A 22,839-nucleotide genomic window follows, 5' to 3' on the forward strand; every position below is an offset into this window, starting at 1 on the left:
ATGACCGTGCAAGCGTTGCGCCTGCGCAACCTGTCGTGGGCCGAAGCCCAGGTGCGCGAGCGTTTGGGCGCGGGCCTGTGCCTGAACCTGACGCAACCGGCGCCCACTACCCTTCATCTACGGCTGGCCCCGGCCGCCTTCAATAGCGAGCCCGCCACAGCGCTCGAATCAGTTTGCGGCCGGTTCTGGCTGGACAACGCAGAACCACTGCTGAGTGCGATCTCCGCATGCCCGGCGATCCTTGCCGACCCACTGACTGCCAGCACGCAATGCTCCTGGTACTGGCCGCTGTACAACCAGTATCTGGCCCCTGAACTGCAGGCGATATGGAGCCCGTTGCAAACGGTCATTGCACCGCCCGTGCCGGGGCTGGACTGTCTGCTGGAGCTGCGCGGCGCGACGCTGGGCACCCACACCAGCCGTCTGCGAATCAGCGCCGAGACCTTGCTGCGCTGGCTCGAAAACGCGGCCTGGCAAAGCAATCCCGGCAACGACAACGAGCCGATCTGGCCCGTGCATATCCCGTTGCTGCTGGGACATTGCAGCCTGAGTCGCGGCGAATTACTCGACTTGCAACCGGGTGATGTTCTGCTTATCCACCAGGCCCTGTTCAGCGCCGACGGCCAAGGCAGCCTGCAGATCGGCGCCTGCCGTCTGCACCTGCGTCAATTGCCGGGCACTGCCCTGCACTTCACCCTCACCGAACTGGAAGACCTGACGATGAATGCCTCTCTGGATCACTTCGCCCTCGCCGATCAACCTGTGCCCAGCGAGGTACAGCCCTCAGCGCCGGGTGCAGAATCCACGCGCTTTGACGACCTGCCGCTGGCCCTGACCTTGCGTGCCGGCAGCCTCCACTTGAGCCTCGGCCAGTTGCGTAATCTGGGGGTCGGCTCGGTGCTGCGATTCAACGGCTGCACCCCGGGGGAAGCCACGTTATGCCACGGCGAGCGGGTGCTGGCGCAGGGCGAACTGGTCGACATCGAAGGCCGTCTGGGCTTGCAGATCACCCGGCTGGAGCCGCGCTTGTGAATGTGCAGGATGTCGACCCGCTGACCCTCGCCCTGTTCCTCGGCGCCCTGTCGCTGGTGCCGCTGCTGATGATGATCTGCACCGCGTTCCTGAAGATTTCCATGGTGCTGCTGATTACCCGCAACGCTATCGGTGTGCAGCAGGCACCGCCGAACATGGCGCTGTACGGCATCGCGCTGGCGGCGACGCTGTTCATCATGGCGCCGGTGTTCATCGACATGGGCCAGCGCTTCCGGCAGTTGCCGCAACGCATGGACAACTTCAGCGCCATGCAAAGCGCCGGCACCCAGGTGCTGGAGCCGTTGCGCCTGTTCATGTCACGCAATGTCGATCCAGACATCCAGACCCATCTGCTGGAAAACACTCAGCGCATGTGGCCGGCGCCGATGGCGGCCAAGGCGAGCCGCGACGACCTGTTGCTGATTGTCCCGGCGTTCGTGCTCTCGGAGTTGCAGGCCGGGTTCCAGATCGGTTTTCTGATCTACGTGCCCTTCATCGTGATCGACCTGATCGTCTCCAACATCCTGCTCGCGCTGGGCATGCAAATGGTGGCGCCGATGACCATTTCCCTGCCGTTGAAGATCCTGCTGTTCGTGCTGGTCGATGGCTGGACACGACTGCTCGATGGCCTTTTCTACAGCTACCTGTGAGGGCGCCATGGATACATTGACGCTGTTCAAGCAGGCAATGTTGCTGGTGGTGGTGCTGTCGGCGCCGCCGTTGATCGTGGCGGTGATCGTCGGCGTGCTGACCTCGTTGCTGCAAGCGGTCATGCAGTTGCAGGACCAGACCCTGCCGTTCGCGATCAAACTGGTCGCAGTGGGCATCGCTCTGGCGTTGACCGGGCGCTGGATTGGCGTCGAGTTGATGCAATTGGCCAACCTGGCATTCAGCATGATCGCGCAGACGAGGGCCTGAAATGTTCCAGCCGGCCTTCACTGAAGTCTCCGAATCCATCCTCGCTCTGACGTTAGGCATGGCGCGCCTCTATCCCTGCCTGTTTCTGGTGCCGGCGTTCGCCTTTCGCGAGATCAAGGGCATGCTGCGCCACGCCATCGTCCTGGCGTTGGCGCTGGTGCCGATGCCAGGCATCCGCGCCAGTCTGGCCGGTCACGACCTGGGCTGGATCGACCTTGGCGGGCTGGTTTTGAAAGAGAGCCTGATCGGCCTGCTGCTGGGCCTGTTGCTGGCGATGCCGTTCTGGATGTTTGAGTCCATCGGCTGCCTGTTCGACAACCAGCGCGGTGCGCTGATCGGCGGCCAGATCAACCCGGCATTGGGCGACAACACCTCGGAACTGGGGCACATGTTCAAGCAGCTGTTGATTCTGTTGCTGATCCTCGGCGGCGGTTATGCCGCGCTGACGCAGGTGATCTGGGACAGCTACGCGGTGTGGCCGGCCAATCACTGGCTGCCAATGCCCGCTGCGGATGGCTGGGATCTTTACCTGAAACTGCTCGCCAGCACCTTTCGCTGCATGGTGCTGTACGCCGCGCCGCTGGTGGGTTTGTTGTTGCTGATCGAGTTCGGCATGGCGATTCTCAGCCTGTACAGCCCGCAGTTGCAGGTGTCGACGCTGGCGATGCCGGCAAAAAGCCTGGTCGGTCTGGGCTTTCTGGTGCTCTATCTGCCGATGCTGTGCTGGCTCGGCCAGGGCCAGTTGGCGCAGTTGGGCGACTTCAAACACCTGCTGCCCTTGCTGCTCAAGGCCACGCCATGAGCGAAAAAACCGAGCAGCCTACGCCGAAAAAACTCGCCGATGCCCGCAAGAAAGGTCAGGTAGGCCAAAGCCAGGACGTGCCCAAACTGCTGATCTTCGGCGCACTGCTCGAGCTGATCCTGGGGCTGGCCGACGGCGGCATCGCCAGGCTCAAGGCGCTGATGAACCTGCCCCTGCAGCAGATCGGCCGGCCATTCGGCGCCGGCGTCGGCGAGGTGTTGACCAAGGCCGGCTGGGACTTGCTGCTGTTCATGCTGCCAGTGCTGGGGATTGCCGTGGCCATGCGCCTGATCGGTGGCTGGGTGCAGTTCGGGCCGCTGTTCGCGCCCGAAGCGCTCAAGCTGGATTTCGAGCGGCTCAATCCACTGAATCAGTTCAAGCAGATGTTCTCTTCGCGCCAGTTGTTCAACCTGCTCAACAGCCTGTGCAAGGCGTTGCTGATCGGTGTGGTGCTGTACCTGGTGTTGCCGCCGGCGCTGGGCGATCTGATCGGTCTGGCCAGTGCCGACCTGGACACTTACTGGCAAGCCATGATCGCCCTGTTTCGCCGCCTCTCGCGTATCTGCCTGGGTTTGCTGCTGGTGCTGGCGGTGGTGGACTTCGCCCTGCAGAAGTACTTCTTCATCAAGGGTCAGCGCATGAGTCACGAAGACCTGCGCAAGGAATTCAAGCAAATGGAAGGCGACCCGCACATGAAGTCGCACCGCAAGTCGCTGGCCCGGGAAATGCTCCAGCAGCCGGCCGGCGCGGCTGCGGCCAAGGCGCCGGTGGAAGAAGCCGACTTGCTGCTGGTCAACCCGACCCACTATGCCGTGGCGTTGTTCTATCGCCCGCAGCAAACCCCGCTGCCACGCATCATCGGCAAAGGCCACGATGCCGAGGCGCGGGAGCTGATCGAGCGCGCCCGGGCGGCCGGTGTGCCGGTGATTCGTTACGTGTGGCTGGCGCGCACGCTGTATCGCAGCGAAGTCGGCCAGTTCATCCCGCGTGAAACCCTGCAAGCGGTGGCTCAGGTCTATCGCCTGCTGCGTGAGCTCGACGATCAGCTGCAGGAGCGGACCATTGAAATGCCCGGCACACCCTACTGAACCACCAAGGAACCAGCTCTCGGCGCCGGCCACTCAGGGCAAAGGAATTTTTCCTGAACGCCCAAGGCGGACGTAACGACCCCGCCGTGTCAGTCCATGACCTGGAGCTCTCCCATGGAGTCATCGATTCAACGGACGGCGTCGCCGACGCTGGCGCCCCTCCCGCAGGCCACCCACAACCCGCTGGGCCTGGAACAACAGCCGCAGGCACCGACCCAGCGCAGCAGTCACACCTTGAGAGATCTGGGTCGACGCCTGCTGAACCTGGTCGGCCATGTCAAACAGGACACCCAGGCGACGCCTCGCCTGTCGGCCCCCTCCTCCTCGGCCAGCAACGCCAATCCGTCGGCTGCACTGGAAAGCGAACCGCAGGCCTCGTCTTCGAGCGCCGGCAACACCGGGCAAACGCCGCGACTGAGCCGCAACAACGCCGCGCACTTCAATGGCCAGGAAGAGCGCATTCAGCGCCGCACGCCGGGCGAAGACAAGTCGCCGGAGATACATCTGGATGCCAAGGGCCAGCCGCAATTCAGTGATTTCAAACCCGCTGCGGTGGCCGATCTGCTGCACAGCACCTTGACCCGATCCGGGCAGCACTATCAGGCCAGCGCCAGTGACCGCAATGGCGAGGACCATCTGCTGCTGGAGCCCCAAGGCCATTTGCTGCACATCAAACAGACGCCGATCGCCGTGACAATGCTGCGCAGCAGCCAGCCGGCCGGCCCGCAGGAAACCGGCAAAGGTCAGTCACCGACACTGGTCCTGCAAGACCAGCAAGCACGCGTCAACACCGGCAACGCACTGGACACGATTGGCCGCGCGCATCTCGGCCATCTGACCGGAATCCATCAGGATCGCGACGGTCAGCCCATGCGTCTGCACGAAGAAAAGCTTTACGAGTTCGATCATGCCAGCCGCACCTGGAGTACGCCGCCGGGCAGCGAAGACATGCAGTTCAGCCATCTGTCGAGTCAGGGCAACGGCAAGTTGTATGGACAGATCGGTGATCATCTGGTGGACCTCACCAGCCGCGATGTACCGCACGTTGAAATTCCGCAACTCAAGGCCTTTTCAGTCGGCGCCGATCAGCATGTCGCGACCCTGAGTGGCGAGCAGAACCGCACCCTGCACCTGTTCGATCTGGCACAGGAAACCCCGGCCACCGGCGCCGGCAAGACGCTGATCCTCAATGGGGGCCTGGCCGAAGCCAGGCACATCGGCCTGAGCCCTGAGCGCTTGTTCGTCAGCGACACTGAAGGTCGTCTGTACAGCGTCAAGCGCGCGGATATCGATGCCGAATCGTCGACCCTGCAACTGATGCCCGAGGAGCACTTCCACCCCGAAGGTGAACGCCTGGGCGGCAAACATCAGGTCAGCGGTTTGCTCCATGACAATCAGGGCGGTTTGCAGGTGTTGCTCAGCGATCGCGCCGGGCAGACCCACACCCATGCGCTGGACGAGCCCAATCTGCGCCTCAAGGATGGCTGGAATCTCAGTGACGCGCTGGTGCTGGACAACAAGCGCGGCCTGCCCGGCAGTGCCGCGCCAACGCCGGCGCAGACCTTCGACCTTGATCGGCTGGGCCGGGTGGGCCTGAGCGATCAGCGTGTCCAGCGCTGGGACTCCACCAGTCAGGACTGGAAGGACACCGGCATCAAGGACGTCGAGCAGTTGCAGCGCGGTATCGACAGCAAAGCTTATTTGCTGCAGGACGGGCAGCTGAAAAAGCTCGATGTCAGCCCCCATTACAACACCGTCAACGTCGGCGGCAGCCACACCCTGAACCAGCCGCCGCGCTCAACCAAGGTTGCACTGGGCGAGCCGCTGGCCGGCCTTGAAGAGCGCCATATCACTGCATTCGCGATGCTCAACGACAAGCAGTTTGTCGCCCAGGACAGCAACCAGCGCCTGACCGCGCATCATCCCGACGGCACCAGCAGCGACCTCAGCCGCCTCGATCTGGAAGGCACCGTGGCCTCGCTGGCACTGGACGAAAATCACAACCTGCATGCGCTGACCACCGAAGGCAAACTGTTCACTCTGGCCAAGGATGACTGGCAGGCCAAGCCCGACCAACCGCGCCCTGAGGCCAGCTGGAAACCCGTGCCGCTGCCGGCCGGACAACGGCTGCAAAGTATCCGCACCGGCGATGACAATCGCTTGAACGTGACCGTCAGGGACAACCCCGAGCAACCACCCTTGCAGCTCAAGGGCCAGACCTGGCAACCCGTGACACTGCGCCCGGCCGACCATAACGCCCTCAGCGACTTGTTCACGCGAGTGCGCGGCGGCGAGAAAACCGCAAGAATTCCCGGTACCGGCCTCACCGCACGCCTGAATGCCAACTTCATGGGCCGTGGCAACGTGGAAAATTCCAACCGTGCACCCACCCGTGAATTCATCCGCGCCAACATTTTCAAACCGACGCTGGAAACCCCGCGGGTACTGAAAAATATCGGTAACCACATCCAGCATCACCACCACGGCCGCGAAGGTTTGCGTCCGCTGTACAAGTCCGAAGGCGAGTTGTTCAAGCGTCTGGAAATTCTCAATCACGATCAGCCCGCCGCGCCGCCGGGGCGCGATCTGAAGTCGCGGATCAGTCAGCTCGATCTTGGCCCGCAAGGCGCCGACCTGCTGCAGGATCTCGAATCCCTGCGCGGCGAGCTGGAGGACAACAGCCTGCGGGCCACCCGGCATCTGGGCCAGCAGCACGGCAAGTCGAAACTGCTGCAGCAAAAGGAGGGTTTGCTGAACATCCACGGCGAACTGGCGCCGGCATCACGACGCACGCAACTGAGCATGAAACTGGAAAACCTCGGGCAAAAACTCAATATCGCCAGCTCAGGTCATGACCTGCTCAAGGAGGTGCAAGGCGCACTCAAGCAGGTTGCACCGTCAGCGGACAATCCCACCGGCGCCCTGCTCAAGACCCTGCAGGACAACGGCATGAAGCTCTCTCATCAGAAGGCCGATATTCCCCTCGGGCAACGCCGTGACGCCAGTGACAGCCAAGGACTGACCAAAGCCCGGCTGGCGCTGGACGTGGTGACGCTGAAGGACCTCGGCGACCTGCTGGGCAAGGTGGAAATGCTCCGCCCCGACGCCGACAACAGCCAGCAGCTGGCGCAGTTGAAAAAGCAATTCAGCGATTTGCGGGACAAGACCTACGGTGAACATCCGGTGAAGCAGATCACCGACATGGGTTTCACCGATCACGCCAACCTCGAAGCGTCCTACGACGGCATCAAGGCCTTCCTCAACGGGTTCAAGAAGGAAGACCACGCCACCAGCGTCAACCTGCGGGCCGCAACCGGCAGCAAGACCCAGGCGGAACTGGCGGACCAGCTCAAGTCGGCGCTCAAGCAACTCGAACACCCCGACGACGAAATTGCCCTGCAACGCAGCTACGGACTCAACCTCAGCACGCCGTTCGTGTCGCTGGCCAACAAGGGCATGGGCCCGTGGCCCAGCGGTGCGGTGGGTGGCGGGCGCAATTACAACCTCAACGCCGAGCGTGGCGACAAAGGCGTGACCGTGTACCTGCAACGTGAAGGCTCCGGGATGGCCAGCGGTGGCGTGGGTGGCGGCAAGGATTACTGGCCGGGGTTCTTCAAGGCCGGCGAAGTGGACAAGTTCACCAAGGTTGATATCGGCAATGATCGGCAACTGACCCCGGCGTTTCGCCTGGGCGTGGATGTCACCGGCACCGCCACCCGCACTCAGCGTGACGGCGTGGTGTTCACCGTGCCTGACGAAGGCATCGATCAGTTCGTCGACAACCTGTTCAGCGGCAAGATGAGTCCGCTTGAAGTGATGAAAAAAGGCGTCGATCACGAAACCCAGAAAGGCCTGCGTTTCAACGTCGACGTCAATGCCAGCGCCAGCGCCGAGATGCGCGTCGCCCTTGGCATCAGCGACAAGGACAGCTCGCCGTTATCCGCCGCCGCACGGCTCGGTGTCGGCGGCACGGTCAACGTCAACCTGCTCAACTACACCAACTACTCCCTCGACCAGCACAGCAACAAGGGCGAGTTGCAGGAAAGCAGCCGCAACCGTCCGCGCGCGCTCAACAGCTTCGGCGGTTCACTGTTCGCCCGCGCCCAGCTCGCCGGCAGCAATGCCCAGCCGTCCGGCGCCTCGCAGGGCGTGGTCGCGCCACTGGGTGGCAGTGCGACCGTCAACGTCGACAACAAGACCAGCAAACGCGTCAAATTCACCTTCAAGGAAGCCGAACCGCTGACCAGTGCCAACCTGAGCAAACTCGGTGGCAGCCTCGGCGCCGCGTTCAAGGATCCGGCGTCACAACAGATACTGACGCGACTGGCCGATACCGCACATGCCGACTACGCAGGCCTCGGCCCCAAGGAAAAACTGCAAAAGCAACTGGACGGTCTGCAGCGACACTTCGCCGACAAACCGGCGGAAAACGACGAGCAATACGCAGCCCTGCGCGCGCTCAAGCGGGCCGGCGTGCAGCAACAGGCGGCGGAGGCCAGACGCAGCCTGCTCGACGGCGGACGCTTTGAAAGTTCCTACACCAACCTCTCGCGTCTGGACGAGCAAGGCGTGGTGTCCAAGGTCATGAGTCTGGTCAGCCCGATGCACTCGCCGAGCAACGCTGAGCGCGTCTCGGCGTTGCTGGGTCAGGACCCGACGCTCAAGGCCCTGGTCAAGGATCTGCAAGGCACGCCGGGCACCCTGGCGCGAGTGCGCCTTGAACTCAAGGACTCGGTGCAGGACCGCATCGATGAAGGCAGCCGCCGAGGCGACCTGTCGCAGAAGGAACTGGCGGCGCTGCTCAGCGACCGCGACAACATGCGGATCAAGGCCATCACCGTGTTCCAGAGCGTCAACCAGCCCGAGAGCTTCACCTCGCCGCTGCCCTTGGTCAGCTACAGCAGCAGTGCTTCGCTCAACGTCAACAAGACGCTGGGCAAGATCAACTTCAGCTATGGCCAGGATCAGGACACCCCCAAGAGTTACTTCCTCGACGGCGAACTCTCAAGGCCTGGGGCTTCGCTCAAGGCTACGGTGGATGCCTTGAAGAAAGACGGCCTGCAACTCAAGAGCTGAACCTGCCTTCGCCGTGGCCCGCGTGGCCACGGCTTTTTCCCCAAGCGATTATCCAGACTCTCCAAGGAGGCCACATGCGTCCTGCGTTTTATCCCCTTGACGATTTTCCGCCACTGGCCGAACTGGCCGCCCAATGGCCGTTGATGCAGCACGAGGTGCTGACGTTGCAAGCGCCGGTGCTCGACATCGACCGCACTGACAAGGCTCATGAACAGATTCACCACGAAGTCACCACGCACCTGCAACAGGGCGGCCACTATGGCTGGCTCAAAGGCTGGGGCGACGCCGGCGGTAACCGCGACTGGGTGCAATACCCGCTGCTGTTCCGCGATCAGGTACTGCCTCCCGCCCGGGCGGCACTGCCGCGCACGGTGGCGCTGCTCGAAACGCTGGCCGGGCTCAAGGTCGCCGCCCTCGCTCGACTGGAGCCTCACGCCTGGCTCAGCACTCACCGTCATCCCGAGGTCTGCGAGGAAGGCCTGCTGCAAATGCACCTGACCCTGGGCGCGGCCACCGAACGCAACTACGCCTACCTGAACGTTGCCGGCGAGTTTTATCAGCATCGTTGCGGCACGGCGGTGATCTTCGACGGCTCGCAGGATCATTTTGTGGTCAATGCCAGCGATGCACCGCGCACGATCCTTTACCTGGAATTCGAGCAGGCACGCCTGCAGGCCCAGCACTGAAGCGCAATAAAAAACGGGCGCCTGTCACCAGGTGCCCGTTGTTTATGGTGGCCGTTAGCGGCGCGGCTGAGCGTTCGCTTCCTGCAAACGCTCAGCCAGCAAACGGACAATCCAGTAGGCCGTCAACGCGGCTGCCTGCTGTAATTGATCCGTTGCGCCATGCGCCTGGAAATCCTGTTCCAGGCTGTCGATGTAACGCGGCAGGCTGAAGCGCTCGCTGCGGCGAATCGCCGGTTTTTCGAGGCTCACCCGCAAGCTCTGACTGACCAGAGCGATGGCCTGTTCAAACGCCTGACGCTGACGGGCATCCAGCTCGCCATTGCCATGAACCAGCGCCTTCCAACTGCTCGGGATTGAAGGCTGGGCGCTCATGTCAGACCTCCTGGAACCGGGTCGACTCAGGCAGCTTGCTGTAAGCGTTCTGCACGTTTTTCAGGTCGATGTTGTGAGTGCTGATGTTCAAACCCTCGCTGTCGCTTTTGACGAAGGAGAACTTGCCGTTTTCGGCGCTGATGTTGCTCAGATTGAGGTTCCAGTTGCCCTGCTGACCACCGTTGGTGCGCATGAAGGTGCCAAAATCCTTGGCCTTGAAGTTGTCGACATTGACGTTGGCATCGGCATTGAGCTGGAAGATCTTGTCCGCCGCGCCCTGGGCACTGCTGTTGGTGATGTTCAGGTGGGTGGTCTTGGCGCCGCCGTCCTTCACCGTCAGGGCATCTTCGCCGACATTGGTCCAGTGCACGTTATCCACGTTGATTGGCTCCTCGCCGTTTGCCTTGACGTGCACGCCATCAGCGCCGTTTTCGCCGATGATCACGTTTTTCAAAGTGGCGCCTTCAGCCAGTTCGAACAGCGGTTTCTGCGACTCGCCCTGACCACCGTCGCCCAGTGCGGCACCGGCAGTGAAGGTCTTGCCGCCGCCGTCGAACACTTCGCCCGGCCCGACCTTGATGGTGCTGTTGACCACGGTCGGGTTGCTCGAAGCGGTCGGGAACATCACCGGCGCTGCACCGCTGTTGTCCAGAACCGGTGCCCCAGCTTCCGGGTTCGGGCTGACACCAGCGTCCGGCACCGGCACAGTGTTGCCGGTTACCGGTGCGCCGCCCTTGCTTGATGTGCCACCACCGTCGGCTCCCGGTGTGCCAAAGGTATCCGGGTGGCTGTCCATGAACTGGGCGATCATCTCCAGCAGTTCCTTGAGTCGATCGTCGCCGGACACTTGTCCGCCGCCCTCTGCAGTCGGACTGATCGCGCTGTTCAGGGAGCCTTCGCCGAGGCTCTTCATCAGCGTATTGACCAGATCCTCGGGGCTCGAACCAGCGCCAGCCCCTTGCGTGCCCCCCACACCCTTGGCCTGTGCGCCGTCACCGCCCTGAGCACCGTCGCCGCCGAGGATCTTCTCGAACAGTGCCATCAAGACCTGAGTCAGCAACTCTTTGGACGACTCGCCGCCACTGCCCTCGGTGGCGGTTTGCCCGTCCTTGCCCGACCCTTGCAGCTTCTGCAGCAAATCATCGCCGGCGCTCTGGTCGGAGGCGCCGGCTTCCTTGCCCGACGATGAGCCCAGCAACATCTCGGCCAGCATGCTGGCCAGATCATGCAACCCGGAAGCACCGGACGGCGCGTTCTGACCTGGCAGCGTGCTCTGATCCAGCGACAAACCGGCCACCGACCCACTCTGTGAAAGCCCTGAAAAAACACTGAAATCTGCCATCTGCATCGTACCCCGTTGCTGAGAGAGTCCGGATCGAGGCCGGGATGGCCTCCGATCCACCGTGCTCGCCGCAGCACTGTGCGGCGACACGCCCTCTGTGTGGCCGGCGCTGACAGGCAGTTCCTTCGTCGATCAATTGAGCAGACGGGCCAGACTCACACGGGTTTCCCGTACCTGGGCAATAAAGCCCTGCACCAGCCCACCGAAGGTGTCTTCATCGAGTCGAGCCAGTTCACGGGAAGTACACAGGCGCACGTCGCCCTGATCCAGGGCCAACCAGCAGCCGCGCAAAGTCGCGACATCGAAGTTCATGCTCAGCAGACGTTGCAGGTTCTCCGCGCCCGGTTGCGCAGTGCCCAGGCGACAATGCAAAACCACGGTTTCGCTGTGTTCCGGCAACTCGATGACAGCCGCTTGAAGATGGTCGCGGTCATATAACGCACAGACGCCGCGCTGAAAGGTAAGTGGCGTGCCCAATTGGCTGGCCAACTGGGCAATTAAACGCTGGATGATGGACTCGGAGTTCGCCATTGCTTTTCCTGTAGTTGATTTCGCCGGACAGCTGCCGGTACGAAACATGAGTGGAAAAACAACGACGAGGAGTTCCGTTCAGAACAAACATTGCGAAATCAGTGTTTCAACCCGGCCAGCGACAAGAGTTGAGCAAGTAACGCCTGTAGTTGTTCTCCTTGATATTCATTGTTGAGTTCATGCCAGACCACGAAAGTGTGCTGGCTATCCAGGCAAATGTAGTAACCGTCGTAGGATTCAACATTTTCGAAACGCCGTTTAAGCGCGTCCGAAAACAAATCAGGACGTTGTGCCTGACGCTGGATATTCAGCGCCAGGCCCCAGCCCAGGCTCTCCTTGCGACACACGAACTCAATGCCCGGAGCCCATTGCCAGGCACTGGCCTGCTTCTCGCCGATGCGCGCAAGAAAATCCTGTTGATCGGTACTTTGCAAAATCGTTTCAGTCATTCAGAGACACCGTACTGTATTCGCCGCCGCCATCCCGTAGTGCGGGAGACCACCAGACATTCAACTCGGCATTATTGGCGCCAAGTTGCTGACAATCACCTGAACCACATGAAGCTTCTGGAATTAAAGTACAAGCGCTCAACAAAAGCAGACTCGCTGCCACAATAATGGCCTGGCACAACTTCATCTCGTCACCTTCCTTGTCGGACGCTACATCCTTTTCCGGCCACCCATTGGGCAGGACGGCGAAAAAACGATGCAGGTCTCGTTATTTTTTATAACCCCCATCACTGTGGGGGCAACATCGATATCCGTGCCGGTGTTGCCGCAGGCGTTGCAGTCGCCGTCGGTCGTAAAGCCACGAAAATCTCAGTTGATTCACCAGGTTGCAACAGGAACTTGGGCGCAACTGTTACGGCCAATGTCTGTGATCCTGAACAAGCTGCCGGGTCAATGCGCTGCGGTGTGGCACTGGTGTTTTTCACCACGCCGACCGCCACCCGATAATCCGTTGCGTTGAACCACTGCATCCGCTGCCGATCCAGCGTGAGCGTCGCTGGCACTTTACACAGGTCGCCCAAGGCCGCACCAGATGATGACTGTTTGATATCACCCGGGATAGCGCCCTTGACCAGACCGGCAAAAGTCGCGGCTATCGCTGCACGCAAAATCGCAGGTTTTCCCGGTTCACGGCCGGACGCCAGCGCCCGGTCGAGTTGCCCGCGGTTTTCACTGGCCACATAGCGCGCCGGGTCTACCTGGTCGCCAATCAGGCGTGGTGTCAGGATGAACAAGCGCTCGCGCCGCGACGTCTGGCGCTTGTTGGAGGAAAACAGTGGCCCCAACAACGGAATCTGTCCGAGCACCGGAACCTGTTGCTGCTGGTCGCCACGCTCATCGACGTGGAAACCACCAATCACCAGCGAACGGTTTTCGGCGATCACCGCCTGAGTGCTCACCGTGCCGCGTTTGACGGTCGGCGTCTGTTGGTCGCGAACCTGCTCCAGCTGGCCATCTTCGATATCGACGATCAACTGAAAACGATTGTCGCCACCGCCGGCAATGGTGCGCGGAATCACTTGCAGGCTGGTGCCGGCCGTAACCGGTTCAATCGTCGCCACGCGTTCGCCGGTGGCGGTGATGTACTGCGTGCGGCTGAAGTCGATCACTGCCGGCTGATTTTCCAGGGTCAGCACCGAGGGACGGGCGATCACCGAGGCCACGCCCTGCCCCTCCAGTGCCTGAATCTCGGCAAAGAATCGGTCGAAGTCGCGTATGAACAAGGTCGACGAGCCACTGCCGAGCAGCGAGCTACCCGCCGTGACGCTGCCAGCACGGGCCGACCAGCGCGACTCCAGGGTGGTCAACTGACTGCGGTCGATATCAAGGATGATCGCGTCGATCTCCACCAGTTTGCTCGGCAGATCCAGCTGCTCGATCAGTTGCTGGTATTGCCCGCGCTTGTCCGGGTTGTCGTAAATCAGCACGGCGTTGTTGCGCACATCAGCGGCAACGCGCCGCTGTCCACCGACGTTGGACTTGACCTCGGCACGGCCGCTGATCCGCTCCGTGGCCAAACGCACGATCTTGCCCCGGGCAGTATCAGCCATGCTCTGCAGCGCATTGATATTGGCCTTGGGGTCCAGGGCTGAAGGCGTCGTGGAGCGCTGGTTTTCCAGCAGCCCTTCGAGAATCGCCGCCACGCCGGGGATGCTCACGGTTTGCTCGCGGTACTGAATCTGCCGGTCGGCGACGGCCGCAAAACGCAGCGGAAACATCATCACCTGCTGCTTCTCGTCAGGCTTGATCTTCTCCTTGCTGAAGCTGCGGATCAGCTCGACATAACGCGCCGGCCCGCTGACCAGCACCACACCTTCATCGGGCAATTCGCCCCAGCCGAAACGCTTGTCCAGCAGGCCGATATCGGTCAGCGCCTGTTTCAGATCCGGCGCGGCATCGGCCGACACTTCGAGACGCTGCGCAACCTGGGCCGATTGGGGGCTGATGTACAACTTGCCGTTGTAGACGAACCACTGAAACTGGTGTTCCAGCGCCAGTCGATCGAGAAATTCCACGGCATTGGTCGCGCGCAATTTGACGTCGAGCATACCGCTGACACCGGTCATACTCAGGCCGACCCCAAAGGCATTGGCGAAATCCCTGAGCACGGTGTCCAGCGGAGTTTGTGTGGCTTCGTAGGCGTAGGCCGATTGCCCCCAGTCAGCGGGGACCGCAGCCAGGGTCGGCAACGACAGTGCCAGCAGCAGGGACATCCCGCACAAATGCTTAAACATAACGGTGCCCCAAAGGTAGAGCGTGATGCCGAGGGCGCACCGGTGCCGGGGTATGGGCCAGCATCGCTTCCCAGACTTCACGCTGATTGGCCAAGGCTTCCAGCGCGGCGATGATCGGGCTGACTCCGTCGAATGGCAGATAGCGCACCAGACACAGACGCCGCTCCTGCGGGTCCAGCGCCAGGGCGGCGCTGAAGCGTCCGAGACTGGGGCCGGACAAACGCAGAGCTGCTTCAAGGTCGGCGTCGCCACCGCGCCAGGCGACACTCAATCCGGCACAACACAGCACTCCGGCGGGTCGCCGTTGCAGGCGCACCGATTGCTGATCGATCAGCAGCGTCAGTTCGCCCTCACCACTGTCCAGCCAGCGTTGCACGGTGACGCTAAGCTCAGCGGATTTCATTGATGATTGCCTTGGCCAGGTTGTGCTTGACGACAATTTCCTGATTGGCCGCCCAACTGGCGGTGGAGGACTGGCGGATCGCCGAGTTGAACGCGTGCCAGTCATCCGGGGAAAACGCATCCAGTGACAAAGCCGCGGAATCCAGATCCTTTTGCGTGTGTTCGAAGGTGTTGTCGAGACGGCGGCGCAGTGCATCAGAAGACAGCATGGTGAGACTCCAGGTCCGAAAACTGCCCACTGAGTGGTCAGCCTTCGAGTTTGGTTCCATGCGTTATCGCACTGATTGCGCCGGGACTCGCGGCAATGGCCAGACCTGGGCGACCAGGGCGCCCCACGACAGGCTGAAATCCCCCAGCGCCGTTCGCAGGCACAGGCTGTCCGGCGGCAGTTGCGGGTCGGCGCGGACACTCCACAGCGCTTGCGTCGTCTGCAACTGGTGGCTGACGGCATCCAGCTCTGCAGGATGACAGTGCAGCACGCCTGCTTCATCCGAGGGCTGAGCTGCGGCGAGCTGGCGCAACAGCGCCTTGATACGCTCCGGTTGCACCGTTTCTCCCAACAGACACTGCATGGCCTCGCTGACCAATGTTTCGGCACTGGCGATAATGTCCGTCCACATCTGTTGCCGCTGCCGCTGCCATTCGTTGAGCAGCGCGTCCGCCTGACGCCAGACCTCGGCCCGTGCCTGCTCACGGGCCTCGTCGGCCAGTTGCGCCGACTGCCGGCGTGCCTGAGCGAGGATGCTTTCGGCATTGCTGCGGGCAGCCTCCAGCAGCTGACTGGCCAACAGATTTTGTTCGAGGATTTCACGGCGCAGAACCGGGCCGTCGGGCAACGCCTGAGGATCACTGAACGTCAGACAGCGGCGAGTCAACATGGGGCGTTCCTTGTTCATTCGGGACAGTAAGGGCGTACCAACTGACGGCCTGCCACAGGCTCGTCAGGCGTTGCCCCGGCAGCGAAGCGAAACTCACACGTTCGGCATCGACCACGCGCGAACGGGCAAACGTCAGACGCAAGCGAGACCAGGCCGACTCCCCCACCCACGCCCGCAACAGGCGCAGGCCGCGAATCTCGGCAGTGTCGGCCAACGCTGTCGGCGGCAACCAGTTTCCCGGTTGCAGCGCCTTGCCCAGACGTCGACACCAGATCAGCTCGGGGTGGCTCAAGCCCGGCGGTTGCGGGGTCTGGCTGCCCGCGCAGACCGCTGCCACCAGGTTCAACACCCGCCGCCATTGCTCACGATCCAGGCTGAGCAACGGCAACAGAACGGGGTTGGGTGTGGCGGGCCACTCGGCGCTCATGCCCAGATGCGCATCCAGCCACGGCCCCGAATGACTGCGTAAAAACGCCAGGCAGTGTGCTGCAACGTTCTGCTCGCCCAAAGCCCAATCAGCCTCGGCTTGCCGTGCGCCCTGCACCCACCAGCGCACCCAGGCCAGCGCTTGCTCCGGAGAAACCGCCGACACACTCATCGCGGATCCGACGGCGTCGGTCTGGCCCCGCCTACCGCTTTGCCCAGGCGCTGACGCCATTGCGGGTTGAGCACCAGCAATCCTCCCGCCAGCAATAACGCCGCCAGCACACACAGCCCGGCAAGCCACTGCCAGAACTGCCAGCGTTCCTGAGTCATGCGCAGCGGGCCGATATTCACCTGTTCCTCGGCCTCCTGATAGCTCTGGGCGGGCACGAAGATCACCGCGAGTTTCTTGTCATCGGCGCCGCTGATTCCCGGAATGCTGCTGGCAACCATGCGCCGGATGCGTGGCAGTACACTGTCCGGGTCGAGTTCCGCGCGGTGTTTGATGAACACCGCTGCCGACGCCGGTTGCACCGGTTCGCCCGGCGCCACCCGTTCCGGCAGCACCACGTGAACCCGGGCCACCACCACACCGTCGATCTGCGACAGGGTCTGCTCCAGCTCCTGGGACAAGGCATAGAGGTACCGCGCGCGCTCTTCCAGCGGCGAGGAAATCACCCCTTCCTTGCGAAACACTTCACCCAGGCTGGAGCGCGAGCGGCGCGGCAACCCCACGGCTTCGAGCGCCCGCACCGCCCGGGAAATGTCACGGGTCGCCACCAGCACCGCGACGCCGTTCTTGTCCAGCCGCTTCTGCGCATCGATGTGCTTGCCGGCCAGTTCCGCCAGCACTTCGTTGGCGTCCTGTTCGGAGAGGTCGCGATGCAGCTCCATACGCTCGCCACAACCGCACAGCAGCAGGATCATCAGCGCCGGCACAAGCCGCCTGAATGCCTTGAAATGCATGGTCTGGCCTTATTGAAGACTGGTGAGTTTTTCTACGCTCTGAGCAGCCTTGCTCACCAGTTTGGCGCTGAGCAGGCTCTCCAGATAAAACGAGGACAAGGACCGGTTGGCCTGCAACGCCTGCTGCGGATCAGTGGAGCGCGATGCTCGCTGCAAGTCTCGATCGGCCTTGTCGGCATCCTTTTGCAGGGCCGTAGAAGCGCGGGCGATCGGCGAATCTGCCGCCTCCTCGCGCGGTGGCCGGGCAGCGGCCTGCTGCATCTGTGAGTTAAACCAGGCAATGTCCGCCTCGGCAGGCGGCCTGAGCGGCAGCCCTTCGGTAACGGATAGACCCGAGTGGTTAACTGTTACCCCTGTAATCGCCATTCATGCTCTCCTGCCGGGACGAAGGTTTACAATCAGCCGCGATAGCTGGTGGAGCTTTGCTGTACCAGCACCGACAAGACGTTACCGGCCGCGATGCTGGCGTCGGTTTTCAGGGTGTTACCGGCACCGCCGTTGAGGAAGTTCTGCTCGGCATTGGGGAACAGTCCGCCCAGTGAATTGCCTTGGGCACTGCCCTTGACCTCACCCTTGATCATGTCGATGGCTTTCTGGAACTGCTTGCTCTCGCCCTTGGACATGAACAGATCGCCCTCGGACAACTCGCCCATCCAGTCCTTGGATTTGCCGTCCGGTTTGCCGAACTCTTCCGGGTGCATGTCCATGAAACGCGCGACTTCCTTGAGCACGTCCTTGTCGTCGTTGGAGAAAGCCATTTCGCCCTTCGCGTCACGCACGGGGTTACCGGTAGGCTTGAGCAGGTTGTCGAGTTTTTCTTCGCCCAGATTGCCCAGCAGCGACGACAGCAAGTCCTGGATACCGCCACTGCCCTGACTGTTGCCGGTATTGCCGGCGCCCGGATTCCAGCCGCCATTGCTGCCACCGACGTTGCCGCCGTTCTGGGTGCCGCCGCCGAGAATGTCCTTGATCAGACCTTCCAGACCTTGGGTGAAGGCCTGCTTCTCCTCTTTGTTGAGGTAGTTGTCCTCACTCAGCTCATCACGCCAGCTGCGAACCTTGCCGTTGGCATCGTCGGGCTTGCCGAATTTGTCCGGGTTCTTGTCCATGTAGTCGGCGATCATCCCAAGCAGCGGGTTTTTCGCATCACGGATGTTCGCGCCGCTGCCGTTTTTCTCGAACAGTGCCTCGCCCAGCAACGAGGCGATCTGCCCGGCGCCGCTGTCGGAGTTGCTCTGCAGATTGCCCAGGCCGGACGTATTGAAACCGCCCTGGAACGAGGTGGTCTGGGGCATGCTTATCGAAGTGGAAAACATAGATGTGCTCCTGCTTGACTGCGCAAGTCATGGCCCTCTCGACCGGAGTCGAGAGAGCCCACGACCACTTAGTAGTTGATCGCCTTGCCGGTCTGCTGGGCAGCGTTCTGCGCTTTGGTGGCAGAGTCCTGATAGGCGCTGGCGATACCGTTGACGGTATCGGTCATCATCTTGTTGGACTGAGCCTGGGCGTTCATGGTGGTGGTTGCTGCAGCAGTGGCGTCCATCTGCGTCATGGCAGCCATCGAAGCGCCAAGGGATGCGGTACCGGCCATAGTGTTACTCCTGATAATCGAAGGTTGTTTGAACACCCCAATGGTGTTCGAACAGTGAGTGGTCGATTCTCGGAAGCGGTTCCATGAGGTCGGCAAATCGATGCGCACAAACCCGAGATCAGAGCTCGGGGGAATCGATGCTCAGGCTTTTCATACGGTGGTAAAGGGTGCGTCGGGGGATCCCCAGTTCGCTGATCACCGCGTCAATGCACTTGTCGTGACGGCTGAGGCAATCCTGGATCAGGGTTTTCTCGAACAGGCGCAAATGGCTTTTGAGCGGCACGCCGGACTGGCAATCACCGAAAGGTGCATCCATCTGCAACGCAGGCATGCCCAGCACGAAACGCTCGGCAGCGCATTTGAGTTCTCGGATGTTGCCCGGCCAGCGATGGCTGAGCAAACGCTTGAGCAGGTCGGGGTCGGGTTGCGGAATCGGTTGATGGTGACGCACGGCGGCTTCATTGACGAAGCGCTGGAACAACGGCTGGATGTGTTGCAGACCCGAGCGCAAGGTGGGGAGCTGGATCTTGATCACATTGAGGCGAAAAAACAGGTCGCGGCGAAACTTTCCCTCTTCCACCAGTTTTTCCAGGGGGGTCTGGGTGGCGACGATCACCCGCAGGTCCAGCGGCACAAAGCGCGTCGAGCCCAGGCGCTCGATACCGCGCATCTCCAGCACCCGCAGCAACTTGGCCTGGAGCAGCAACGGCATGCTGTCGATTTCGTCGAGATACAGCGTGCCGTGGTTGGAGGCTTCGATATAGCCCGCCCGGGACTTTGACGCGCCGGTATAGGCGCCGGCCATGACCCCGAACAATTCACTCTCGGCCAGTTGCTCGGGCACCGCTGCACAGTTGAGTGCAATCAGCGGTCCCTCGCGACAGGACAATTGATGAATACGTCGGGCCAGCGTGTCCTTGCCGGTGCCGGTTTCGCCTTCCAGCACCATATCGACCTTCAATGGCGCAGCCTTATTTATGAAAGCTTGCAGCGTCCCTGCACTGTCGAGAACTTCATGTTCCCAATGCGTAGAGTGATTATTCGAAAAACCCCCGGTCATCTTGTTCCCTCATGATGATCACTTCTGTCGGGCTCGAGGAATACAGAACGCCGCACCTTCCTCAACGCAAAACACTGGAAGGAGAATCGACGTCGCGAACGCAATGTATGCCTGCCACACCATTCTTTTTTTCTGGACGATAGAGATCAGCAGGTACCCGGCGTTCATTTTCACAGCCAATCCCCCACTGACTGGATCTGCCCGGCAATGCTTGCATGAACGACGGCGGCTTGTATTTGCGCAAATCTGCCGCGCGACTGTCAATCGAGCAGACATCCGCTGTCAGGCAGTCTATGCAGACCGTTCGAGCCGGCAAAATTGAAATTCAACAGCTCAATCATAGGGAATATCAATAACCCTGACATCTTGACGCTATCTGCGAAAGTACACCTCAAAAAGCGCCAGAAAACTTCAGGGATCTCAAAATGAACAGCCAATGGTAATACCCGCTTACTTTCTCTCGGATTAAACATTGAGAGGCTGTTTATACAAACGCTGCATGACAAATCTTGCAATAACTATTAACTTACCGCCGCCCCGACCGATGGAGGGTCGGGCATTCGCACTCAGTTAAGGAAAACGATGGCAATGGTCTATTGTCGTGCTTGCGCCAAGGAGCTACACGAAACGGCGCTCACCTGCCCCCAATGCGGGGCTGCCCAACAGGCCTGCGTGCCGCAAACGCAAGCTGCAATACCCTGGCTGGCCATCGTTTCGTTGATCCTCGGAATTATCAGCGCACTTACCCTGTTTGATGATTCCGAATGGGACAGGGATGCGATTGTCGGTGTGGGCATTCTCAGCCTTGCGGGCCTCACTTGCGGCATCGTCTGTATCAACCAAAAACACTCAGGAAGAAACCTCGCGATTGCCGGCATTGTTTTGTCAGGCCTTGCCGCGTTCGTTTTGTCCTGTCTATCGATTGAATAATTTTAGGGAAAAAATATGAGCTTGGTTTTCTGCCGTGGTTGCGCCAAGGAGATTAGTAGTCTGGCTGTGGCCTGCCCACAGTGCGGTGCACCTCAGGCAACTCAACAGTCCTATGCAAGCGGTCCCGCGATCACCACGGGCAACCCTTACGTGGAAGCGCTGAAGAATTACGCCGAATTCAAAGGCCGCGCCACTCGCCGCGAATACTGGATGTTCGTGCTGATCAACCTGGGTATCTGCATTGTCATGGGCGTTCTCGATGCAATGCTCAACACCAAGGGCGTGCTCTACAACCTGTACAGTCTGGCGATGTTCCTGCCGAGCATTGCCGCCGGTGCGCGCCGCATGCACGACACCGACCGTAGCGGCTGGTGGTTGCTGCTGCCGATCGTCAACCTGGTGTTCCTGGTACAAGACAGCCAGCCGGGGCCAAACCGTTTCGGGCCGAACCGCAAAGGCAACAACTAAGTCACCCCGCAGCACGTTGAACGAGACGGCCTTCATGGCCGTCTCTTTGTTTGTACGACATGAATCTGAAACGCCGCCGGATTTTTACTCGCGGCGCAACATAGATTTGTCATCAAACAGATTGATAGCCCCCTAACGAAAGGTGCATGCTAGAGGGCTCGAATCGGTCTTATATCATTCCGAATGATAGTTACCTTTGCTTCATTCGATTCGTGCCATCACACCCCCGCCGAGCATCATCCGCCCATCTTCAATACATTGGCGGATGATTCCATGGAACAGTCACTCAAACATTTGCGCTTCCCCTTGGCCCTGTTGGCCGTGCTGGTGATGAGCGCTTGCGGCAAGACTCCGGAGACTGCCGCCACCCTGCCCGCTGCCAAAGTCAGCGTGGCGAAGGTGCTGGAACAACCGGTCAACGAGTGGGACGAATTCACCGGGCGCCTCGAAGCGCCGGAAACCGTTGAAATCCGTCCCCGGGTCTCTGGCCAGATCGACGAGGTCGCCTTCACCGAAGGCGCGCTGGTCAAGAAAGGCGACCTGCTGTTCCAGATCGACCCGCGTCCTTTCCAGGCTGAGGTGCGCCGCCTCGAAGCTCTGGTTGCCCAATCCCGCGCCAACGCCACCCGCAGTGAAAACGAAGCCGGTCGTGGCGAACGTCTGCGTGCCAGCAACGCGATCTCCGCTGAACTGGCCGACTCGCGCACCAGTGCTGCACAGGAAGCCCGCGCCGCCGTTGGCGCCCTGCAAGCGCAGCTGGATCTGGCCAAGCTGAACCTGAGCTTCACCCGCGTCACCGCGCCAATCAGTGGTCGCGTCAGCCGTGCCGAAATCACTGCGGGCAACCTGGTGACCGCCGACACCACCCCGCTCACCAGTGTGGTCTCCACCGACAAGGTCTACGCCTACTTCGACGCCGACGAGCGTGTGTTCCTCAAATACACCCAACTCGCCCGTAACGGTCAGCGCGGCGCGACCACTCCGGTGTACATGGGCCTGTCCAACGAAGACGGCAACCCGCACCTCGGTCAAATGAACTTCGTCGACAACCAGGTCAACCCGAAAACCGGCACCATCCGTGGTCGTGCGGTGTTCGACAACAGCGACGGCACCTACACCCCAGGCCTGTACGCACGGCTGAAACTGGTCGGCAGCGGCACCTACAACGCCATGCTGATCAACGACGAAGCGGTCGGCACCGATCTGGGCAAGAAGTTCGTGCTGGTGATGGATGCGGACAACAAGACCGCCTACCGTCCCGTCGAACTCGGGCCGAAGATCGAAGGCCTGCGCATCGTGCGCAGCGGCCTGAACAAGGACGACACGATCATCGTCAAGGGCTTGCAGCGGGTACGTCCGGGTTCGCCGGTTACCCCTGAAGTGATCCCGATGGCCAGCGAGCAGACCATCGCCGCTCTGGCTCAACAACGACAAGCGCTGGAAGCCAGCAACCTGCCCAAAGTCGCACCCGCCAAAGGTGCACAGGGTACGGCTGTGAAGCTCGCCGCTGCGACCCCACGCGGTTAAGGGA

Annotated in this window: 24 protein-coding genes; 10 read left to right on the forward strand and 14 right to left on the reverse strand. The window is 61.3% G+C overall.

The genetic code is table 11. The annotated features are described in order from the left end of the window. The 7 genes from sctQ to V9L13_RS07425 all read left to right on the forward strand — a co-directional run bounded on the left by sctQ (position 1) and on the right by V9L13_RS07425 (position 9,602). Positions 1–1,032, forward strand: a complete 1,032-nt coding sequence (gene sctQ, locus V9L13_RS07395) for a type III secretion system cytoplasmic ring protein SctQ (protein WP_338802043.1) — start codon at positions 1–3, stop codon at positions 1,030–1,032. Continuing rightward, positions 1,029–1,682 carry a type III secretion system export apparatus subunit SctR gene (gene sctR / locus V9L13_RS07400; protein WP_338802044.1) on the forward strand — a complete coding sequence of 218 codons (654 nt, stop codon included), beginning with the start codon at positions 1,029–1,031 and terminating at the stop codon, positions 1,680–1,682. Before sctQ ends, sctR begins: the two co-directional genes overlap by 4 nt. A 7-nt stretch (positions 1,683–1,689) precedes the next feature. After that, a complete protein-coding gene (sctS, locus tag V9L13_RS07405) occupies positions 1,690–1,950 on the forward strand; it encodes a type III secretion system export apparatus subunit SctS (RefSeq protein WP_003225065.1) in 261 nt (86 codons plus the stop codon). A gap of 1 nt (position 1,951) precedes the next feature. Then, on the forward strand, positions 1,952–2,752 hold the full coding sequence (gene sctT, locus V9L13_RS07410) for a type III secretion system export apparatus subunit SctT (RefSeq protein WP_338802046.1): 801 nt from the start codon (positions 1,952–1,954) through the stop codon (positions 2,750–2,752). Beyond that, complete coding sequence (sctU, locus tag V9L13_RS07415) at positions 2,749–3,840, forward strand: type III secretion system export apparatus subunit SctU (RefSeq protein WP_338802048.1); 1,092 nt, start codon at positions 2,749–2,751, stop codon at positions 3,838–3,840. The genes sctT and sctU overlap by 4 nt, the downstream gene beginning before the upstream one ends. A 114-nt stretch (positions 3,841–3,954) precedes the next feature. Beyond that, the gene (locus tag V9L13_RS07420; protein ID WP_338802050.1) at positions 3,955–8,916 is read left to right on the forward strand and encodes an AvrE-family type 3 secretion system effector; all 4,962 of its coding nucleotides are present in this window, start codon (positions 3,955–3,957) and stop codon (positions 8,914–8,916) included. Between the two features lie 74 nt (positions 8,917–8,990). Further along, positions 8,991–9,602, forward strand: coding sequence for an aspartyl/asparaginyl beta-hydroxylase domain-containing protein (locus V9L13_RS07425; protein ID WP_338802051.1), 612 nt, complete (start codon positions 8,991–8,993; stop codon positions 9,600–9,602). 54 nt (positions 9,603–9,656) lie between these two features. On the opposite strand, the gene V9L13_RS07430 is transcribed toward V9L13_RS07425, so the two are convergent. The 14 genes from V9L13_RS07430 to V9L13_RS07495 all read right to left on the reverse strand — a co-directional run bounded on the left by V9L13_RS07430 (position 9,657) and on the right by V9L13_RS07495 (position 19,910). Next, entirely contained in the window at positions 9,657–9,974 is a 318-nt protein-coding gene (locus V9L13_RS07430) for an HrpW-specific chaperone (RefSeq protein WP_338802052.1), read from the reverse strand. A 1-nt stretch (position 9,975) separates the two neighbouring features. Next, positions 9,976–11,322: a pectate lyase gene (locus V9L13_RS07435; protein WP_338802053.1), complete on the reverse strand. Its 1,347-nt coding sequence runs from the start codon at positions 11,320–11,322 to the stop codon at positions 9,976–9,978. 126 nt (positions 11,323–11,448) lie between these two features. Then, positions 11,449–11,847 carry a type III secretion system chaperone gene (locus V9L13_RS07440; protein WP_201137606.1) on the reverse strand — a complete coding sequence of 133 codons (399 nt, stop codon included), beginning with the start codon at positions 11,845–11,847 and terminating at the stop codon, positions 11,449–11,451. A 98-nt stretch (positions 11,848–11,945) separates the two neighbouring features. Next, the gene (locus V9L13_RS07445) at positions 11,946–12,296 is read right to left on the reverse strand and encodes a hypothetical protein (protein ID WP_003225079.1); all 351 of its coding nucleotides are present in this window, start codon (positions 12,294–12,296) and stop codon (positions 11,946–11,948) included. A 287-nt stretch (positions 12,297–12,583) separates the two neighbouring features. Beyond that, complete coding sequence (gene sctC / locus V9L13_RS07450) at positions 12,584–14,590, reverse strand: type III secretion system outer membrane ring subunit SctC (RefSeq protein ID WP_338802054.1); 2,007 nt, start codon at positions 14,588–14,590, stop codon at positions 12,584–12,586. Beyond that, complete coding sequence (locus V9L13_RS07455) at positions 14,583–14,993, reverse strand: type III secretion system chaperone (RefSeq protein WP_003225083.1); 411 nt, start codon at positions 14,991–14,993, stop codon at positions 14,583–14,585. Before V9L13_RS07455 ends, sctC begins: the two co-directional genes overlap by 8 nt. Beyond that, complete coding sequence (locus tag V9L13_RS07460) at positions 14,980–15,201, reverse strand: HPr kinase (protein ID WP_003225084.1); 222 nt, start codon at positions 15,199–15,201, stop codon at positions 14,980–14,982. Before V9L13_RS07460 ends, V9L13_RS07455 begins: the two co-directional genes overlap by 14 nt. A 63-nt stretch (positions 15,202–15,264) precedes the next feature. After that, positions 15,265–15,870 (reverse strand): type III secretion system stator protein SctL, encoded by a 606-nt coding sequence (gene sctL, locus V9L13_RS07465; protein WP_338802055.1) that lies wholly within the window; start codon positions 15,868–15,870, stop codon positions 15,265–15,267. Further along, positions 15,839–16,468 carry a hypothetical protein gene (locus V9L13_RS07470; protein ID WP_338802056.1) on the reverse strand — a complete coding sequence of 210 codons (630 nt, stop codon included), beginning with the start codon at positions 16,466–16,468 and terminating at the stop codon, positions 15,839–15,841. Before V9L13_RS07470 ends, sctL begins: the two co-directional genes overlap by 32 nt. Further along, entirely contained in the window at positions 16,465–17,259 is a 795-nt protein-coding gene (gene sctJ, locus V9L13_RS07475; protein WP_338802057.1) for a type III secretion inner membrane ring lipoprotein SctJ, read from the reverse strand. Before sctJ ends, V9L13_RS07470 begins: the two co-directional genes overlap by 4 nt. 9 nt (positions 17,260–17,268) lie before the next feature. Next, a complete protein-coding gene (gene sctI, locus V9L13_RS07480) occupies positions 17,269–17,625 on the reverse strand; it encodes a type III secretion system inner rod subunit SctI (RefSeq protein ID WP_201137602.1) in 357 nt (118 codons plus the stop codon). Between the two features lie 32 nt (positions 17,626–17,657). After that, a complete protein-coding gene (locus V9L13_RS07485; protein ID WP_003225093.1) occupies positions 17,658–18,575 on the reverse strand; it encodes a DNA-binding protein in 918 nt (305 codons plus the stop codon). A gap of 68 nt (positions 18,576–18,643) precedes the next feature. Continuing rightward, positions 18,644–18,850 carry a hypothetical protein gene (locus V9L13_RS07490; RefSeq protein WP_003225095.1) on the reverse strand — a complete coding sequence of 69 codons (207 nt, stop codon included), beginning with the start codon at positions 18,848–18,850 and terminating at the stop codon, positions 18,644–18,646. Between the two features lie 118 nt (positions 18,851–18,968). Continuing rightward, positions 18,969–19,910: a sigma-54 dependent transcriptional regulator gene (locus tag V9L13_RS07495; RefSeq protein WP_003225097.1), complete on the reverse strand. Its 942-nt coding sequence runs from the start codon at positions 19,908–19,910 to the stop codon at positions 18,969–18,971. 582 nt (positions 19,911–20,492) lie between these two features. Here V9L13_RS07495 and V9L13_RS07500 point away from each other — a divergent pair. The 3 genes from V9L13_RS07500 (at position 20,493) to V9L13_RS07510 (ending at position 22,835) form a co-directional block, all read left to right on the forward strand. Next, positions 20,493–20,840 carry a DUF4190 domain-containing protein gene (locus V9L13_RS07500; RefSeq protein WP_338802059.1) on the forward strand — a complete coding sequence of 116 codons (348 nt, stop codon included), beginning with the start codon at positions 20,493–20,495 and terminating at the stop codon, positions 20,838–20,840. Positions 20,841–20,855: 15 nt separating this feature from the next. Beyond that, on the forward strand, positions 20,856–21,308 hold the full coding sequence (locus V9L13_RS07505) for a DUF805 domain-containing protein (protein ID WP_103483515.1): 453 nt from the start codon (positions 20,856–20,858) through the stop codon (positions 21,306–21,308). 273 nt (positions 21,309–21,581) lie between these two features. Then, positions 21,582–22,835 carry an efflux RND transporter periplasmic adaptor subunit gene (locus tag V9L13_RS07510; protein WP_262141774.1) on the forward strand — a complete coding sequence of 418 codons (1,254 nt, stop codon included), beginning with the start codon at positions 21,582–21,584 and terminating at the stop codon, positions 22,833–22,835. The last annotated feature ends 4 nt before the right edge of the window (positions 22,836–22,839 follow it).

This window comes from Pseudomonas sp. RSB 5.4 (genome assembly GCF_037126175.1).
GTDB classification, from domain to species: Bacteria; Pseudomonadota; Gammaproteobacteria; order Pseudomonadales; family Pseudomonadaceae; genus Aquipseudomonas; species Aquipseudomonas fluorescens_H.

Excerpts from the sequence above, each read along its gene's own strand:
- sctQ (WP_338802043.1), top strand. The coding sequence starts at position 1 with ATGACCGTGCAAGCGTTGCGCCTGCGCAACCTGTCGTGGGCCGAAGCC.
- sctS (WP_003225065.1), top strand. The coding sequence starts at position 1,690 with ATGGATACATTGACGCTGTTCAAGCAGGCAATGTTGCTGGTGGTGGTG.
- sctT (WP_338802046.1), top strand. The coding sequence starts at position 1,952 with ATGTTCCAGCCGGCCTTCACTGAAGTCTCCGAATCCATCCTCGCTCTG.
- sctU (WP_338802048.1), top strand. The coding sequence starts at position 2,749 with ATGAGCGAAAAAACCGAGCAGCCTACGCCGAAAAAACTCGCCGATGCC.
- V9L13_RS07420 (WP_338802050.1), top strand. The coding sequence starts at position 3,955 with ATGGAGTCATCGATTCAACGGACGGCGTCGCCGACGCTGGCGCCCCTC.
- V9L13_RS07425 (WP_338802051.1), top strand. The coding sequence starts at position 8,991 with ATGCGTCCTGCGTTTTATCCCCTTGACGATTTTCCGCCACTGGCCGAA.
- V9L13_RS07430 (WP_338802052.1), bottom strand. The coding sequence starts at position 9,974 with ATGAGCGCCCAGCCTTCAATCCCGAGCAGTTGGAAGGCGCTGGTTCAT.
- V9L13_RS07435 (WP_338802053.1), bottom strand. The coding sequence starts at position 11,322 with ATGCAGATGGCAGATTTCAGTGTTTTTTCAGGGCTTTCACAGAGTGGG.
- V9L13_RS07440 (WP_201137606.1), bottom strand. The coding sequence starts at position 11,847 with ATGGCGAACTCCGAGTCCATCATCCAGCGTTTAATTGCCCAGTTGGCC.
- V9L13_RS07445 (WP_003225079.1), bottom strand. The coding sequence starts at position 12,296 with ATGACTGAAACGATTTTGCAAAGTACCGATCAACAGGATTTTCTTGCG.
- sctC (WP_338802054.1), bottom strand. The coding sequence starts at position 14,590 with ATGTTTAAGCATTTGTGCGGGATGTCCCTGCTGCTGGCACTGTCGTTG.
- V9L13_RS07455 (WP_003225083.1), bottom strand. The coding sequence starts at position 14,993 with ATGAAATCCGCTGAGCTTAGCGTCACCGTGCAACGCTGGCTGGACAGT.
- V9L13_RS07460 (WP_003225084.1), bottom strand. The coding sequence starts at position 15,201 with ATGCTGTCTTCTGATGCACTGCGCCGCCGTCTCGACAACACCTTCGAA.
- sctL (WP_338802055.1), bottom strand. The coding sequence starts at position 15,870 with ATGTTGACTCGCCGCTGTCTGACGTTCAGTGATCCTCAGGCGTTGCCC.
- V9L13_RS07470 (WP_338802056.1), bottom strand. The coding sequence starts at position 16,468 with ATGAGTGTGTCGGCGGTTTCTCCGGAGCAAGCGCTGGCCTGGGTGCGC.
- sctJ (WP_338802057.1), bottom strand. The coding sequence starts at position 17,259 with ATGCATTTCAAGGCATTCAGGCGGCTTGTGCCGGCGCTGATGATCCTG.
- sctI (WP_201137602.1), bottom strand. The coding sequence starts at position 17,625 with ATGGCGATTACAGGGGTAACAGTTAACCACTCGGGTCTATCCGTTACC.
- V9L13_RS07485 (WP_003225093.1), bottom strand. The coding sequence starts at position 18,575 with ATGTTTTCCACTTCGATAAGCATGCCCCAGACCACCTCGTTCCAGGGC.
- V9L13_RS07490 (WP_003225095.1), bottom strand. The coding sequence starts at position 18,850 with ATGGCCGGTACCGCATCCCTTGGCGCTTCGATGGCTGCCATGACGCAG.
- V9L13_RS07495 (WP_003225097.1), bottom strand. The coding sequence starts at position 19,910 with ATGACCGGGGGTTTTTCGAATAATCACTCTACGCATTGGGAACATGAA.
- V9L13_RS07500 (WP_338802059.1), top strand. The coding sequence starts at position 20,493 with ATGGCAATGGTCTATTGTCGTGCTTGCGCCAAGGAGCTACACGAAACG.
- V9L13_RS07505 (WP_103483515.1), top strand. The coding sequence starts at position 20,856 with ATGAGCTTGGTTTTCTGCCGTGGTTGCGCCAAGGAGATTAGTAGTCTG.
- V9L13_RS07510 (WP_262141774.1), top strand. The coding sequence starts at position 21,582 with ATGGAACAGTCACTCAAACATTTGCGCTTCCCCTTGGCCCTGTTGGCC.